General features: G+C 64.4%; 13 protein-coding genes and 1 tRNA gene. 6 read left to right on the top strand and 8 right to left on the bottom strand.

The window, feature by feature from the left end:
* Nucleotides 1-97: 97 nt before the first annotated feature.
* Complete coding sequence (locus tag AC3G88_RS04720) at nt 98-1,108, bottom strand: asparaginase (RefSeq protein WP_488770301.1); 1,011 nt, start codon at nt 1,106-1,108, stop codon at nt 98-100.
* 234 nt (nt 1,109-1,342) lie between these two features.
* Between AC3G88_RS04720 and lexA the strand changes: the two genes are divergently transcribed.
* Both lexA and AC3G88_RS04710 read left to right on the top strand, forming a co-directional pair.
* Complete coding sequence (gene lexA, locus AC3G88_RS04715) at nt 1,343-1,999, top strand: transcriptional repressor LexA (protein ID WP_153945205.1); 657 nt, start codon at nt 1,343-1,345, stop codon at nt 1,997-1,999.
* 153 nt (nt 2,000-2,152) lie between these two features.
* On the top strand, nt 2,153-2,326 hold the full coding sequence (locus AC3G88_RS04710; RefSeq protein WP_194946421.1) for a hypothetical protein: 174 nt from the start codon (nt 2,153-2,155) through the stop codon (nt 2,324-2,326).
* Nucleotides 2,327-2,577: 251 nt separating this feature from the next.
* On the opposite strand, the gene AC3G88_RS04705 is transcribed toward AC3G88_RS04710, so the two are convergent.
* The 6 genes from AC3G88_RS04705 to AC3G88_RS04680 form a co-directional block, all read right to left on the bottom strand.
* Nucleotides 2,578-2,653: transfer RNA gene (locus tag AC3G88_RS04705), tRNA-His, on the bottom strand.
* Between the two features lie 125 nt (nt 2,654-2,778).
* Nucleotides 2,779-3,039: a hypothetical protein gene (locus tag AC3G88_RS04700; RefSeq protein WP_488770302.1), complete on the bottom strand. Its 261-nt coding sequence runs from the start codon at nt 3,037-3,039 to the stop codon at nt 2,779-2,781.
* An 822-nt stretch (nt 3,040-3,861) separates the two neighbouring features.
* The gene (gene dusA / locus AC3G88_RS04695) at nt 3,862-4,866 is read right to left on the bottom strand and encodes a tRNA dihydrouridine(20/20a) synthase DusA (RefSeq protein WP_488770303.1); all 1,005 of its coding nucleotides are present in this window, start codon (nt 4,864-4,866) and stop codon (nt 3,862-3,864) included.
* 401 nt (nt 4,867-5,267) lie between these two features.
* Nucleotides 5,268-5,831 carry an NADPH-dependent FMN reductase gene (locus AC3G88_RS04690; RefSeq protein WP_153945208.1) on the bottom strand — a complete coding sequence of 188 codons (564 nt, stop codon included), beginning with the start codon at nt 5,829-5,831 and terminating at the stop codon, nt 5,268-5,270.
* A 158-nt stretch (nt 5,832-5,989) separates the two neighbouring features.
* Entirely contained in the window at nt 5,990-7,069 is a 1,080-nt protein-coding gene (locus AC3G88_RS04685) for an enoyl-CoA hydratase/isomerase family protein (RefSeq protein WP_488770304.1), read from the bottom strand.
* A 114-nt stretch (nt 7,070-7,183) separates the two neighbouring features.
* Nucleotides 7,184-8,752, bottom strand: coding sequence for a methyl-accepting chemotaxis protein (locus tag AC3G88_RS04680; RefSeq protein ID WP_488770305.1), 1,569 nt, complete (start codon nt 8,750-8,752; stop codon nt 7,184-7,186).
* A gap of 222 nt (nt 8,753-8,974) precedes the next feature.
* Between AC3G88_RS04680 and AC3G88_RS04675 the strand changes: the two genes are divergently transcribed.
* Nucleotides 8,975-9,895: a sterol desaturase family protein gene (locus AC3G88_RS04675; RefSeq protein WP_488770306.1), complete on the top strand. Its 921-nt coding sequence runs from the start codon at nt 8,975-8,977 to the stop codon at nt 9,893-9,895.
* Between the two features lie 80 nt (nt 9,896-9,975).
* Here the strand turns inward: AC3G88_RS04675 and typA are convergent, their stop codons facing one another.
* A complete protein-coding gene (gene typA / locus AC3G88_RS04670; protein ID WP_029051050.1) occupies nt 9,976-11,796 on the bottom strand; it encodes a translational GTPase TypA in 1,821 nt (606 codons plus the stop codon).
* Between the two features lie 195 nt (nt 11,797-11,991).
* Between typA and AC3G88_RS04665 the strand changes: the two genes are divergently transcribed.
* The 3 genes from AC3G88_RS04665 (at nt 11,992) to AC3G88_RS04655 (ending at nt 15,438) form a co-directional block, all read left to right on the top strand.
* On the top strand, nt 11,992-12,507 hold the full coding sequence (locus AC3G88_RS04665; protein ID WP_488770307.1) for a MarR family winged helix-turn-helix transcriptional regulator: 516 nt from the start codon (nt 11,992-11,994) through the stop codon (nt 12,505-12,507).
* Nucleotides 12,508-12,593: 86 nt separating this feature from the next.
* Nucleotides 12,594-14,120: an AdeC/AdeK/OprM family multidrug efflux complex outer membrane factor gene (locus AC3G88_RS04660; protein ID WP_488770308.1), complete on the top strand. Its 1,527-nt coding sequence runs from the start codon at nt 12,594-12,596 to the stop codon at nt 14,118-14,120.
* 70 nt (nt 14,121-14,190) lie between these two features.
* The gene (locus tag AC3G88_RS04655; RefSeq protein WP_153945215.1) at nt 14,191-15,438 is read left to right on the top strand and encodes an HlyD/EmrA/EmrK family protein; all 1,248 of its coding nucleotides are present in this window, start codon (nt 14,191-14,193) and stop codon (nt 15,436-15,438) included.
* Nucleotides 15,439-15,457: the final 19 nt, after the last annotated feature.

Below are 15,457 nucleotides of genomic sequence, written 5' to 3'. Positions count from 1 at the left end.
GAGCCACCCGGGCGTCACGTCCGGTGCGGCAAGGTTGAATAGCCGGCGAGTATAGCCCGGAAACCCGGGAATCCGCAAGGTACGCGGTGCAGGCGGCTCAGCAGGCGGCAAAAAGCGACTGCAGGCGCCCGGCATCGACGCCGAGCGCGGGGTCGGCTGCCAGCGCCACCAGCAGCAGCACGCGCGCCTTGTAAGGGTTGAGGTCGGCCGCCGACGCAAACAGGCCAGCCCCCGCCGCCGGCCGCGCCGGAATCGACACATGGCCGGCGCCAGTACGTGAACTGCGCACCACTGCCACACCAGCCGCCGCCGCATCGGCCAACGCCGCCACCAGGGTTTCGTGGACCGAGCCATTGCCGGTGGCGGCCACGACCAGCCCCTTCACACCAGCCGACACCAGTGCATCCACGGCCACCCTGCCCGGCTGGGCATGGCTGACCACGATCTCCACCATCGGCCAGGCCGACGGCACCGGCAAGCACGGCGCCTCCCGCCGGGACGGCGTACGCGTGAATCGAATATAGGCGTCCTGCACGTAGCCGACCGGACCGGCATTCGGCGAGACAAAGGCATCGACGGCGGACGTATGCGCCTTGGTCACGTCGCGCCCGGCGTGGATCTGCTGGTTCAGCACCACCAGCACAGCCAGGCCCCGCGCGTCCGGATGGGCCGCGACGCGCACCGCATCGAGCAGGTTCAGCGGGCCATCCGCCGACAGCGACGTTGCCGGGCGCATCGCCGCAGTGATGATCACCGGCACGGGACACGGCTGCGTCAGGTGCAAAAACATCGCCGTTTCTTCAAGCGTATCGGTGCCGTGCGTAATCACGATGCCGGCCACGTCCGATTGGCCGGACCAGTACGCCACCCGCGCCGCCAGCTGCTGCCAGAGACCGAACGTCATGTCCTTGCTGTCGACCTGCGCCACCTGCTCGGCCTCCACGCGCGCGACATCGGCCAGCGCGGGCACGGCCTGGACCAGTTGCGACACCGGCACGGTAGCCGCCTGGTACTGGGCACTGCTGGCGGGGTCGCCGGACGATCCGGCAATGGTGCCGCCGGTGGCAAGCACGACGACACGGGGCAACGATGAGGAAGACGCTGACATGTAAATAGGCTGACTGAGGGGGCTGGCCGGGCGGGCGCGGCCCGGGATCTGGCCGACGATTGTAACTGCCACCCCGCCCCAGCGCCCCCTTGGCAAACCCGCGAAGCCACCGGTGCCGCCGTCGCCCATGTAGAGCCCACTGCGCAAATTGTGCTTGCACTTCACACGATACTGTATAAAATCACAGCATACTGTTTAAACATACAGTGCTTCGGCACGAGAGACCGGCGAACCATGGCGACCCTGACACCCCGGCAGCAGCAGATTTTCGATCTGATCCGCGACACGATCCGCAACACGGGCTTCCCGCCCACGCGCGCAGAGATCGCCGCCGAGTTTGGTTTTTCCTCGCCCAATTCGGCCGAGGAACATCTGCGGGCGCTGGCACGCAAGGGCGTCATCGAACTGACCCCCGGCGCATCGCGCGGCATCCGGCTCAAGGTGGCACGCAGCGATTCGGAACGTTCCGACCAGTTCTCGCTGCCAATGGCAGGCGTGCTGCAGTTGACGCTGCCGCTGGTCGGTCGCGTCGCTGCGGGCAGCCCGATCCTTGCCGCAGAACATATCGACCGTCAGTACCAGGTGGATGCATCGGTCTTCGACGAGCGTCCGGACTACCTGCTGCGCGTACGCGGCCTGAGTATGCGCGACGCCGGCATTCTCGATGGCGACCTGCTGGCCGTGAAGAAAGCCAGCGAGGCAGCCAACGGCAAGATCGTCGTAGCCCGCCTGGGCGAGGACGTCACGGTCAAGCGCCTGAAGAAACGCGGCGACACGATCGAACTGATCGCAGAAAACCCCGATTTCCAGAACATCGTGCTCCATTCGGGCCGCGACGAGTTCTCCCTTGAAGGTATCGCTGTCGGCCTGATCCGATCGTCAGGCTTCTAGCGTGATCGGAGGCGCCTGACAGCGACTCCGGCTCCCGAGACTTAGGCAGCACGGCCGTCTGCCCTGGTCACCCGCTTTGCTTTGCCCATGCCGCCCCGTCCTTGCTGGACGACGGGCGCGGACCACTGCTGTCGCAAATTACGAGGTGTTGCCATGCTGCAATCGAATCCCATCGCTTCCCGCCGCCCGGTCAAGCCGGTCCCGTTCCGGCAAATCAAGGGCGTCCGCGTCTACCAGGGCGCGCAACGTCGCACGATGGTCGGCAACATGGCAGCCATCTGCCGCATGCTGGAACTGGCAGAACCGACCACGAAACTGCTCGATTGAAATCTGGCCGCGTGCCACGCGGATCAGCGCGCAACCGCATCACTGCGCATTCGCGTCATGCGCAGAACCGGACCTTGTCGACCCCGCCAACGTCCGGTTTTTTTCGCCCATCGACCGGCTTCGCCTTGGCGTATGCGATCGCAATCGGATGCTGTCAGGTCGGTTGCACCAGGCGGAAGGGATGGTGGGAAGGGATGCGTGCAAAGCAAAACAGCCGCTTGACTAAGCGGCTGTTTTGCAAGGGAATTCTTTGGGGTGGCTGATGGGACTCGAACCCACGACGACAGGAATCACAATCCTGGACTCTACCAACTGAGCTACAGCCACCGTAGAGATTTTTCGTTGACCGTTGTGTCGATCAGCGAAGAACAAGACTATACAAGCATTCTCTGCTGATGGCTAGTATTCCGCACAAAAAAATTTCGGATTCGCTGGCGGATGGCTTCCGGACTTCATCGGGGGCCCACCCACTTCGCTTCCAGCAGCACGGCTTCCTTGATCGCAGCGATGATCTCTGCCTCGCTCGGAAAAAGTCCAAGCAAGCGTTTCGACTTGCCATTCAGGACGTCGCGCTGCAACGCCTTGCCGGCGTCGATCGATGTGCCTGGGTGCCAGCAATAGCGCGCAGTCCATTTGCCGTCCTGCAGTTGCTCGGCTACCCAGATCACCCGGTAGTCCTCGAAGACTTCACCGAATGGTTCTTCCGCTTCCATTTCGTTTCCTCAGGGCTCGCTTCCGATTCACTGGCTTCGACATTCCCCGTCACACCGCTCGAACCGGCCAGCCCAACTGCTTTTCCCCCACTTGGCGCCGCATCCGTGAAGATACGACTCCCACGCCATGCCGGCTAATGTCGCGGCATTTTTCAGCGCATCGTAACATGACCTACGCGCCGCTCGACAGGGCATGTCTTAACAATAGCCCGAGCTTGACGTATCGGCCTGCCCTTCAAAAGCGGAGGTCTTGCCCCACCACGGCAGGGTTCTGTCGCAAATAATGCTGTTGGATACTCTTCCCCGAGGGACATTGACCCCCTCGACATTCCCGACAGGCGATCACTCCCGACGAGCATCGCCTGCTTTTTTTTGGTGTTCAGGTACGCCACGGTTTTATGCGCGATTCGTGCATGGCGCGACCCACGAAAAAAAAGAGCCCGCTCGCAAGCGGACTCTTAAATTAGCGATCTCAATGCCCTGAAGGCACATTCAATGTAGACCCCGAACGCACGGCGCACCATCCGGGCAAACCCACGGTTGCTGTGGTAACAACGAGACGGGGCAGAAAAAAAGCCCGCACACGGCGGGCTCAAAAATCAGTTGAAGAAAGCCCTGTATTCGAGGGCAGGCACAGTGTAAGAACATGCCGCAGGACTGGCGAATTAGGGGAATCCCTTTGCCCACGCGGGTTTCCAGTCACCTCAACCGCCGCAAACGCCCTTGGGGCATACATTTGCGGCATGTGCATAGCACGATCGTTCGAAATTAGAGTTTTTCCTCCAGTCCAGCCCGCATACGATCGTCACGTTCGGGGGTCGCTCAGGCCGCCTCCAGGAGGTCTGGACGCAGATGGGAACGCGCTTCTTCGAATAGCGCATCCACGTCGGCCCGGGTGCGGGCAGCGTTCATGCGCCGTGCATCCGACAGCACCCGGCGCCAGCCGCGTCCGCCATAGACCCCGCGATGGAGGCCCAGCATATGCCGGGTGGCAGCGCCCATATAGCCGCCCCGCTCCACCAGATGGCCGATATAGGCTTGCATGGCCATTTCGGCGTCTTCGCGCGTTGGAATCGGCGATTCAACGCCGTAGAAACGGCTGTCCATTTCGGCGAGGATATAAGGATCGTGGTAAGCCTGACGGCCGATCATTACCCCATCCACGTGGCGCAAATGTTCTTCCATTTCGCCATAAGAGACAATGCCGCCGTTAATCAGGATTTCCAGCTGCGGAAATTCTTTCTTCAGCTGGTATGCAACTTCGTACCGCAACGGCGGAATTTCCCGATTTTCTTTCGGGCTAAGGCCTTTCAGAATGGCATTACGGGCGTGCACGATAAATGTTTCGCAACCGGCGTCGGCAATAATGCCAACGAAGTCGCGAACAAAGTCATAGTGCTCGATCGTGTCGATACCAATGCGATGCTTCACCGTCACGGGCACCGACACCACATCCCGCATCGCCTTGACGCAATCGGCAACCAGCTGGGGCTCTGCCATCAGGCACGCGCCGAACGCACCGCGCTGCACGCGCTCCGAGGGGCACCCGCAATTGAGGTTGATTTCCTTGTAGCCCCACTGCTCACCCAGCTTCGCCGCCTGCGCGAGATCGGCAGGTTCACTACCGCCCAGCTGCAGTGCCACGGGCTGCTCGGCCGCGTCGAAATCGAGATGCCGCGCCACATCGCCATGCAGCAGCGCGCCCGTGGTGACCATCTCGGTATAAAGCCAGGTGTGCTGGCTCAGCGCGCGATGGAACGTGCGGCAGTGGCGATCAGTCCAGTCCATCATCGGGGCAACCGAGATGCGGCGCGGATTTGCAGTCATGGGTATGGCGTCGAGGGAGCGTCCGGGTACGGTTCTGGGTCCACGGACTGAGGAAGACCCGCAAGTATACGCGAGATGACGTTCCTGAGCAGCGCCCCGGAACGCTCACATCGGGTGCGCGGCACGCGGCCAGTAAAAACGGCGCCCGGAGGCGCCGTCTCTCATGTTGGGCGGGCTGCACTCAGTGCATGAAGAGCCAGATCAGGATCAGGACGAAGGCCGGGACGCCGAGCAGCCAGGCGAGAATGTACGGCATGGTGTTTCCTCCTTGTCTATGTGTTTGAACATGGCTTCACTATAGAAAGCAGGGGTCACTGCCGGTGTCGGGTCTCCCCCGCTTCGCCTTGTAGGACGGGGCTTACCGACGTTTGAATCGGACTGGCGCGATCGGCGGCCGACTGTCAGCGCGCCGCGGCGTTGCGGTCGATCCAGGCCGCGAAGGTCGTCAGGTACTTGCTCAGGAAGCCCCGGGTCGAGTCGTTGCTGATGCCGCCCTGCTCATCGAACAGCTTGTCCACCCCGCTGATATAGGCTTCCGGCTGTTGCAGCACCGGAATATTCAGGAACACCAGCGACTGGCGCAGGTGGTGGTTGGCGCCAAAGCCGCCGATATTGCCCGGCGACGCGCTGATCACGCCACCCGGCTTGCCGTCCCAGGCGCTTTCCCCATACGGGCGCGATCCCACGTCGATGGCATTTTTCAGCACGCCCGGCACCGAGCGGTTGTATTCAGGGGTAACGAACAGGACGGCATCGGCGCGGCGGATACGGTCACGGAAGGCCACCCATTCCGATGGCGGATTGGCGTCGTCATCCTGGTTGTAGTGGGACAACTGGCGAATCTCGACGATATCGAGCTTGAGCTGCGGCGGCGCAATCGCGGCCAGGGCCTTGGCCAGTTTCAGGTTCAGGGATTCCTTGCGCAGGCTTCCCACCAGTACGGCGACATCACGAGGATTGCTCATTACGGTTCCTTTCACTGTTCACACACGGTCGAAGTGAATCACAGGCCGGCTCCGGCAGCAGGGCCAGCCCTGCCCACACTGTACTTGACTTGCATGGCCGCCGCCGGCCACCGCGCGCAACGCCCATGCCGATGCAAATGGCGCAGCGGGCGGAGCGACTACGCCAGCGATGCCAGCGGATGTTCCTCGCGCCGCCACTTGCTGTCGAAGAACGCGCGCACGCGGCCCGGCGTCACTTCGTCAAGGCGGGCCGGATTCCATTTCGGCTGGTGGTCCTTGTCGATGACCAGCGCGCGGATGCCCTCGATGCCGTCGCCATGACGGAACACGTCGTACATCATGTCGAGCTCCATGCGCAGCTCGTCTTCCAGCGTCATCGTGCGCGCACGGCGGATCTGTTCCAGCGTGACGCAAAGCATCAGCGGTGACCGGCTGCGCAGCGTGGCGGCGGTCTGGGCCGCCCAGTCGCCGGCCGTGTCACTGACCGCGCTCAGAATCTCCTGCGCCGTGGCGCCGGCAAACAGCGTGTCGATCATGCCGGCATGCTGGGCCAGCGGGCTGGCGTGCGGCACGCACGCCGCCGCGTGCTGACCCGTGAAGGTGGCGATATGGGCCAGCACGGCGTCGCCGCTGTCAAACGCATGCGCCTGCAGCGATGCCGCCAGTTCCGCCATCACATTGGCCGGCAGATAGGCATCGGCCAGCTTCGCGTACAGGGCGTCGGCGGCGTGAATCACCGTGCCGGTCAGGCCCAGGTACTCGCCGATATGGCCCGGCGTACGCGCCAGGAACCAGCCGCCGCCCACATCGGGGAACAGGCCGATGTTCGTCTCCGGCATCGCCATCTTGGTACGGTCGGTGACGATGCGCAGCCGGGCGCCCTGCGAGATGCCCATGCCGCCGCCCATCACCACGCCGTCCATCAGGGCGATATAGGGCTTGCGGTAGCGGTGGATCAGATGGTTGAGCGCGTACTCCTCGACAAAGAACTGGTCGAGCATCGGGTCGTTGGCGTAGTACGCCTGATGGAACCAGCGGATATCGCCGCCGGCGCAGAACGCCTTGCCGCCCGCGCCGGCCACCACCACCGCATGCACGGCGGCATCGGTTTCCCACTGCTGCAACGCCTGCGTGATCGCGCGAATCATGTCGAGCGACAACGCATTCAGGGCCTGCGGGCGGGTCAGCGTCAGATAGGCCACACCGCCCTGCACCGCCGTCGATACAAACTCCGTCATATCCGTCTCCGTTCCAGTAGGCGGCAATTTTACGCCACCTGCCTTGCCCGGATTCGATGACGGCGCCGTTTCAGAATCGGCTTATCGTCTGTCGAGCCGCTGCAGCCCTGGCGATCACGCCAGCCGGAAGGCCGACATCAGCCCTGTCAGCCGTTGCGCCTGGTCTTCGAGCGACCCGGCCGCCGCGGCGGCTTCCTCCACCAGCGCCGCGTTCTGCTGCGTCATGCCGTCCATATGCGAGACGGCCACGTTCACCTGTTCGATGCCGCGCGACTGTTCGTCCGACGCCGCGCTGATGCCGCCGACGATATCGCTCACGCGGCGCACCGCATTGACGATGTCCTGCATGGCGCGCTCCGCGTCGTCCACCAGCGATGTGCCTTCGCGCACATTCGACACCGAGGCGCCGATCAGCGTGCGGATTTCCTTCGACGCCGCCGCGCACCGCTGCGACAGATCGCGCACGTCGCCCGCCACCACCGCGAAGCCACGGCCGTGCTCGCCGGCCCGCGCGGCCTCCACGGCCGCATTGAGCGCCAGGATATTGGTCTGGAAGGCGATCTTCTCGATCACCTCGATGATGTCCACCACCTTGTTGGCGCCGGTGTCGATCTGCTGCATCGTGCTCTGCACCCGCGACACGGCCTGGCTGCCGGTCTCTGCCAGCCGGCGCGCATCCACCGCCAAGGTGCTGGCCTCGCGGGCGCTATCGGCGTTGTGGCGCACGGTGCTGGTCAACTCCTCCATGCTCGAAGCGGTCTCCTGAAGCGACGCGGCCTGCTGCTCGGTACGCTGCGACAGGTTGGCATTCCCGCTGGCAATCTGCTGGCTCGCCGCCGCAATCGAATCGGCGCCGCTGCGCACTTCGCCCACCATCTCGGCCAGACGCCCCTGCATGCGCCCCAGCATGCCGAGCATGCGGCTGGTCTCGCTTCTTGCGTGCTCGTCGGCGATTGCAGCGCCATCGCGCATCGCCGAAATACTAAGATCGCCGTCCGCCATGCGCGCGAAACGGCCAATGGCGATATCCAGCGGATGGACGATCGACGCACGCAGGCGCCAGGCCACCACGGTGCTGAACGCCAGGCCAAGCACCAGGACCGCGATGGAAACGGTCAGCAGCCTGTCGTAGCGATGCTGGGAATTCTCGTAGACGGCCTTGGCGCTTTCCACTTGCAGGCGCCCAAGTTCCGTATTGACGGCGGTGAACTGGATATCGAGTTTCGGAATTGTCTCCATGACCGCCTTCATCATCGCCTCGCGGTTGCCCGCGTTGAGGGCGGCGATCATCGGCGTCACGCCCTCCTGGAACAGCGCGCGGCGTTTCTCTGACACATTCTCGGTGGCGCGTGTCTGCTCGTCGGTTCGCGGAATGGCCAGATACGACTGCCATGCGGCGTCGGACAGCCGCGCGAAGTCCTGGGCCGTGGCGGCGCGGGCCTTGGCATCGGCCGCCTCGGTGGCAAAGGCCGCCTGGTCCAGCAGCACACGCACCAGCAGTTGATTCGAGCGCGCCTCCGCCAGATACGTGGCGGCCGACAATTGCTGCTGGTAGATCTGGCGCGTGGCGTCGTTGCTACGCGACATGCCGATCCAACCAACGGCACCGACAATCAACAGCAACAAGTTTGTGACAATTGTCAGAAGCCACAAACGGGTTCCAATCGTAGTGTTGCGAAACATGGGGCAGTTCTCTCCGTGACTTGAATATCGGCCACTCCTCCATGGCCGTCGCCCCAATGACGGCATTGTCGTGGCCGACTTGATTGCCTCCCGGTGATAGTCAGTCCTTCATTTTCGTGATGGATCGCAAAACGTTAAGCGGGCGCCACTTGACGTGCGTATGGAGGAAATCCTCGGTGCGAATCTGGCGGAAATATGCACACTTGCGCCATGACATCCTCCATGACATCGGGCGCTACCCCCGCCCAGGGTTTTGACCCCGGCCTGATCCTGCTAGCCTTCGCGCCAGTCTTCGTGCTGACGATTGGCTGGGAGGCCTGGTACTGGTCCAGGCGCGACCGCTCGGTCTACAGTTGGCGCGACACGCTGTCGAACGCCACGCTGGCGCTGATGCACCAGGCATCGGACGCCTTCTTTCTCTGGTTGATGATCCGCACGGTCTACACATGGTGCTACGCCCACGGCCTGCGCGCCGTGCCCCAGACGTGGTGGTCTTTTGCGCTGCTGTTGCTGCTGCAGGACTTTCTTTATTACTGGTTCCACCGCGCCAGCCATCGGGTGCGATGGATGTGGGCGTCGCACGTGGCCCATCACTCGTCGGAAGGCATGAACTTCTCCACGGCGTTCCGGCAAAGCCTGACCTATCCGGTCTCGGGCATGTGGATGTTCTGGATTCCGCTGGCTTTTATCGGATTTTCTCCAGATTGGGTCATCCTGGCCGTCGGCCTGAACCTCGCGTTCCAGTTCTTCGTCCATACGCGGCTCGGACAACGCTGGCCGATCGTTGAGAAGATCGTCAATACGCCAAGTGTGCACCGCGTACATCATGCGAAGAATCCGCAGTACATCGACCGCAACTACGCCGGCGTGCTGACGGTCTGGGACCGCATGTTCGGCACCTTCGTGCCCGAGCAGGAGGCGCCGCAATACGGCATCACGCGCCAGGTCCGTACCTACAACCCGCTGACGCTGACGTTTCACGAATGGCGCGACATGTTTGCCGATGTGCGGCGCGAGCGCGATCTCCGGTATTTGTGGAAGCCGCCGGAGTGGCGAGGACCACGGGCTGCGGCTTCGGAGGTTGATATGCTTGCCCTCTCCCCCGGCCCCTCTCCCGCGAGCGGGAGAGGGGAGCAAACCTAAGTCGGGCGACGAAAAAAAACCGCGCCACATGGGCGCGGTTTTCGTTTCCAAGGACCGGCCAGCAGGCCGGACGCCGGAAATCAGTTCGCGTCGCGCGAAGCACGCTTGCGCTCGTGCTCCTTCAGGTGACGCTTGCGCAGACGGATGCTCTTCGGCGTGATTTCCACCAGTTCGTCGTCGGCGATGAATTCCACCGCGTATTCCAGCGACATCTGGATCGGCGGCACCAGGCGCACCGCTTCGTCGGTACCCGACGCGCGCACGTTGGTCAGCTGCTTGCCCTTGATCGGGTTCACGACCAGGTCGTTGTCGCGGCTGTGGATGCCGATGATCATGCCTTCGTACAGCGCATCGCCCGGCTTCACGAACATGCGGCCGCGATCCTGCAGCTTCCACAGCGCGTAGGCCACGGCGTCGCCGTCGTCCTGCGAGATCAGCACGCCGTTGTGGCGCTCGCCCAGGCCGCCTTCGCGCACCGGCGCGTAGTCGTCGAAGATGTGGCTGATCAGGCCCGTACCACGGGTCAGCGTCAGGAATTCACCCTGGAAGCCGATCAGGCCACGCGCCGGAATGCGGTATTCCAGGCGGGTACGGCCCTTGCCGTCCGACGCCATGTCGAGCAGTTCGCCCTTGCGGCGGCCCAGCTCTTCCATGACCGAACCCTGGTGGCCGTCTTCGACGTCCACGGTCAGCAGTTCGTACGGCTCGTGCTTGACGCCGCCGATGTCCTTGAACACCACGCGCGGACGCGACACGGCCAGCTCGTAGCCTTCACGGCGCATGTTTTCCAGCAGAATGGTCAGGTGCAGTTCGCCACGGCCCGACACTTCGAAGATGGTGTCGTCGCCGGTATCGGCCACGCGCAGCGCCACGTTCGACTTCAGTTCGCGGTCCAGACGCTCGCGCAGCTGGCGGCTGGTCACGAACTTGCCTTCACGGCCGGCCAGCGGCGACGTGTTGACGCAGAAGTTCATCGTCAGCGTCGGCTCGTCCACCTTCAGCATCGGCAGCGCGTCCTGGGCTTCCGGGGCGCACACGGTGCAGCCGATGCCCAGTTCCTCGATACCGTTGATCAGCACGATGTCGCCGGCTTCCGCCTCGGCCACGATTTCGCGCTCCAGGCCGCTGAACTTCAGCACCTGGTTGATACGGCCCTTGATCGGATTGCCTTCCGGGCCGAACTTGACCACCACGTCCTGCAGCGGCTTGGCGCGGCCACGGGAAATGCGGCCCACGCCGATCTTGCCGACGTAGCTCGAATAGTCCAGCGAGATGATCTGCATCTGCAGCGGGCCGTTCGGGTCGTCGTTACGCACCGGTACCTTGTCCAGCACGGTCTCGAACAGCGGCTTCATGTCGCCGTCGCGCACGTCCTCGGTCAGGCCGGCGTAGCCGTTCAGGCCCGACGCGTAGATCACCGAGAAATCGAGCTGGTCGTCGTTGGCGCCCAGCTTGTCGAACAGGTCGAAGGTCTGGTTGATCACCCAGTCCGGGCGGGCGCCCGGGCGGTCGATCTTGTTGATCACCACGATGGGCTTCAGGCCCAGGGCCAGTGCCTTGCGCGTCACGAAACGCGTTTGCGGCATCGGGCCTTCCACGGCGTCCACCAGCAGCAGCACGCCGTCGACCATCGACAGGACGCGCTCCACTTCACCGCCGAAGTCGGCGTGGCCCGGGGTATCGACAATGTTGATGTGCGTGCCGTTGTACTCGACGGCACAGTTCTTCGCGAGGATGGTAATCCCGCGTTCCTTTTCCAGGTCGTTCGAGTCCATCACCCGTTCGGCGATTTGCTGGTTGTCGCGGAAGGTGCCTGCCTGGCGCAGGAGTTGGTCGACCAGGGTGGTCTTGCCATGATCGACGTGAGCGATGATGGCGATATTACGGATGGCGCGGGTCATTCGGCGTCCCCTGAAGGCGGAGCTATCGGAAAAAATTAACCCGACATTCTAGCATGTTGCAGCGCAGAACACCCTATTGCTGTCCAGCATAGATCAAGACGCGTCATTGCGTTTTCCGCAATAACAAATTTCAGTGCTTGAACATCACTTGCGGCATGCTTATATTTGCCCAGGCAAAGATTGCAGCGACAAGAGATGACCTACCCGACACCCCTACCCCCGCCCGAAGACCTGTTCGACCCGGCCGACTATGAAATCGGCAAGAGCGTCGGCTACCTGCTGGGGCGCGCCAAGAACACGCTGTCGCAGGGCGTGGAGCAGGAGGTCAGCAGCCTGGACATGACCCAGGCCCAGGCAAGCTGCCTGATGATGCTGGCCAAGGGCGAGGCCACCACGGTGACCGACCTGGCCCGCAAGCTGAACACCGATGCCGGATCGGTCACGCGCCTGCTGAGCCGCATGGAAAAGCGCGGCCTGATCGCGCGCACGCGCCGCGACGACGACCGCCGGGTGGTGGACCTGTCGATCACCCCGGCCGGCAACGCCATGGTCGAAAAGCTCCCGGCCGTCTTCTGCAATGTCATGCGCCGTCATTTCGAGGGCTTCACCCATGACGAGATCGAGGCGCTGCGCGGCATGCTGCTGCGGATCCTCGCCAACCACGGCGGCCCCGACCCGGCGGGCTGTCCCTTCGAGCGCAACACAGGATAGGCGGGCCGCCCCGACACCGAAGAAGAATTCCAATCGTCAGACACGCCATTCCTGAAATCGCCAGACCGCGTCACAGTTCACCGCCTATGACCACCGCTCATTCTCTTTCCCACCGTGCCAGCCGCGCGGGCCAGCTTCGCCGCACGGGCACGCTCGCGCTGACCGTGCTGGCCGCTGCCGTGCTGGCCGGTTGCGCCGCGCTGGGCAATTCGCACAGCACGCAGACCATGACCGACGCCGGCACGCTGGCATCGCCGCAGACCTTCGCCAGCGAACACGGCCAGTGGCCGTCGCAGGACTGGGTCGATCAGTTCCACGATCCGCAACTGCGTGCGCTGGTGGACGAAGCCATCCAGGGCAATCCGAACCTGCAGGTGGCCTTTGGCCGCCTGGAAGCCTCGCGCGCGATGGCCGATGCCACGCGTTCGGCGCTCTACCCCGGCGTGGACTTTGAAGGCAGCCTGGTGCGCCAGCGTTTCTCGGAGACCGACCTGTTTACGGGCACGCCGCTGGCCGGGTCATGGCAGAACCAGTCGCGCCTGCAGCTGGGCCTGTCGTGGGACCTCGATTTCTGGGGCAAGAACCGCGATGCGCTGGAAGCCGCGCTGTCCGATGACCGTGCGATGGAAGCCGAGACCCAGGCCGCACGGCTGATGCTGACCACATCGGTGGCCCGCGGCTACAACCGCCTGGCCGCGCTGTACGCGCAGCGCGACGTGGCCGAACGCGCCATCGCCCAGCGCCGCGACCTGACCGACCTGTCGCGCCAGCGCCTGGCCGCCGGCCTCGACACCCAGGTGGAAACCACCCAGGCGCGCGGCACCGTGGCCGCCGCCCAGACCGACCTGCAACGCGTTGACGAGGAAATCGCGCTGGCGCGCAACCAGATCGCCGCGCTGCTGGGCAAGGGGCCCGACCGCGGTCTGCAGATCACGCGGCCCACGCTGCTGGCCAACGCCACGCCGCAACTGCCCGACGACCTGACCATCGGCCTGATTGGCCGCCGCCCGGACATCGTGGCCGCGCGCTGGCGCGTGGAGGCTTCGTCCAAGGACATCACCGTGGCGAAGAAGGAATTCCTGCCCGATGTGAAGCTGACCGCCTTTGCCGGGGTGGCCTCGCTCGATCCGTCGAACCTGCTGATGAGCATGAGCCGCACGTTCGGCGTGGGGCCGTCGGTCACGCTGCCGATCTTCCAGGGCGGCCGCCTGCGCGCCAACCTCAAGGGCAAGTACGCGCAGTACGACATCGCGGCGGCCAGCTACAACCAGACGCTGGTCGACGCGCTGCGCGAGACCGCCGATACCGTGACCAGCATCCGCAGCGTGGACCAGCAGATCGAGACGCAGCGCGAGGCGCTGAACCTGGCCGAACATGCCTACGCACTGTCCACCACGCGCTACAAGGCCGGCCTGGGCACGCAGCTGACGGTGCTCAACGCCGAAAGCAACGTATTGCAACAGCGCCGGCTCGCCACCGATCTGCAGGCGCGCCGGCTGGACCTGCAGATGAGCCTGATGAAGGCGCTTGGCGGTGGCTACCAGGAAGCCGAGGGCGCCAGTCACGGCGCATCCGGCAAGCCTGCAAGCGCGGCCCCGGGCACGCAGGGTTGAGGGCAGCGCCTGACGGAAACGGCTGAAACCAGACAAGACGACACATCGCAGAGATTCGAGAGATCCCATCATGAGCACCAACCAGCAAGCAGCCCCCGCGGGCGACAACAACGGCAAGCGCAAGCGCCTGCTCGTTTCCCTGACCGCCGCGGTCGTGGTGGCCGGCATCGGCTATGGCCTGTACTGGGGCCTTTACGCCCGCCATTTCGAGAACACCGACGACGCCTACGTCGCCGGCAACGTCGTGCAGGTCACGCCGCTGGTGGGCGGCACCGTGGTGTCGATTGCCGCCGACGATACGCAGCTGGTGACCGCCGGCCAGCCGCTGATCCAGCTCGATCGCGCCGACACCCAGGTGGCGATGGAGCAGGCCGAAGCCCAGCTGGCCCAGGCCGTGCGCGAGGTGCGCACGCTGTACGTCAACAATGGTTCGCTGTCCGCACAGGTGGCGTTGCGCGAAGCCGATGTGGCCAAGGCGCGCGATGACCTGCGCCGCCGCCAGGCCATTGCCGGTTCGGGCGCGGTGTCGAGCGAGGAAATCGCCCACGCCCAGACCGCGCTGAAGGCGGCCGAGTCGGCGCTGGTTGCCGCCCGCGAGCAACTGGCCTCGAACCAGGTACTGACCGACCAGACCACGGTGGAAAAGCACCCGAACGTGCAGCGCGCCGCCGCCAACCTGCGCTCGGCCTATCTGGCGTTCGCGCGCTCGACGATGCCGGCGCCCGTGACGGGCTACGTGGCCAAGCGTTCGGTGCAGGTGGGCCAGCGCGTGGCGGCCGGCACGCCGCTCATGGCCGTGGTGCCGCTGGATCAGGTCTGGGTCGACGCCAACTTCAAGGAAGTGCAGATCACGCATATGCGGATCGGCCAGCCGGTGGAACTGGAAGCCGACGTCTACGGATCGAAGGTCAAGTACACGGGTCATGTGGAAGGCTTTTCGGCCGGCACCGGCGCCGCGTTCTCGCTGCTGCCGGCGCAGAACGCCACCGGGAACTGGATCAAGGTGGTGCAGCGCCTGCCGGTGCGGATCGCGCTGGACGCGCAGCAACTGAAGGACCACCCGCTGCGCGTGGGCCTGTCGATGAACGTCACGGTCGACGTGCGCAAGGAAGAAGGCGCGTCGCTGGTCAGCGCCAAGTCCGCCAGGCCCCTGCAGACCGATGTGTACGACAAGGTGGCGCAGGACGCCGACGCGCTGATCGCCCGCATCATCGCGGTCAACAACGGCGGCCGCCCGCCGGCGCCGGGCGCGGCGGGTGCCGCAAGCGCGGCCAGCGCGGCCGCGGCGCGTGCGGCGGCCAAGCCCGCCCGTACCTGAATCGATCCGATCCGACCTG

The sequence above is a fragment of the Cupriavidus sp. 86D6 genome (assembly GCF_057815095.1).
This window is presented reverse-complemented; position numbering and strand designations above follow the sequence as displayed.

What these genes read in the sequence shown, in the direction of transcription:
- AC3G88_RS04720 (WP_488770301.1), bottom strand. Translation starts at nt 1,108, where the DNA reads ATGTCAGCGTCTTCCTCATCGTTGCCCCGTGTCGTCGTGCTTGCCACC.
- lexA (WP_153945205.1), top strand. Translation starts at nt 1,343, where the DNA reads ATGGCGACCCTGACACCCCGGCAGCAGCAGATTTTCGATCTGATCCGC.
- AC3G88_RS04710 (WP_194946421.1), top strand. Translation starts at nt 2,153, where the DNA reads ATGCTGCAATCGAATCCCATCGCTTCCCGCCGCCCGGTCAAGCCGGTC.
- AC3G88_RS04700 (WP_488770302.1), bottom strand. Translation starts at nt 3,039, where the DNA reads ATGGAAGCGGAAGAACCATTCGGTGAAGTCTTCGAGGACTACCGGGTG.
- dusA (WP_488770303.1), bottom strand. Translation starts at nt 4,866, where the DNA reads ATGACTGCAAATCCGCGCCGCATCTCGGTTGCCCCGATGATGGACTGG.
- AC3G88_RS04690 (WP_153945208.1), bottom strand. Translation starts at nt 5,831, where the DNA reads ATGAGCAATCCTCGTGATGTCGCCGTACTGGTGGGAAGCCTGCGCAAG.
- AC3G88_RS04685 (WP_488770304.1), bottom strand. Translation starts at nt 7,069, where the DNA reads ATGACGGAGTTTGTATCGACGGCGGTGCAGGGCGGTGTGGCCTATCTG.
- AC3G88_RS04680 (WP_488770305.1), bottom strand. Translation starts at nt 8,752, where the DNA reads ATGTTTCGCAACACTACGATTGGAACCCGTTTGTGGCTTCTGACAATT.
- AC3G88_RS04675 (WP_488770306.1), top strand. Translation starts at nt 8,975, where the DNA reads ATGACATCGGGCGCTACCCCCGCCCAGGGTTTTGACCCCGGCCTGATC.
- typA (WP_029051050.1), bottom strand. Translation starts at nt 11,796, where the DNA reads ATGACCCGCGCCATCCGTAATATCGCCATCATCGCTCACGTCGATCAT.
- AC3G88_RS04665 (WP_488770307.1), top strand. Translation starts at nt 11,992, where the DNA reads ATGACCTACCCGACACCCCTACCCCCGCCCGAAGACCTGTTCGACCCG.
- AC3G88_RS04660 (WP_488770308.1), top strand. Translation starts at nt 12,594, where the DNA reads ATGACCACCGCTCATTCTCTTTCCCACCGTGCCAGCCGCGCGGGCCAG.
- AC3G88_RS04655 (WP_153945215.1), top strand. Translation starts at nt 14,191, where the DNA reads ATGAGCACCAACCAGCAAGCAGCCCCCGCGGGCGACAACAACGGCAAG.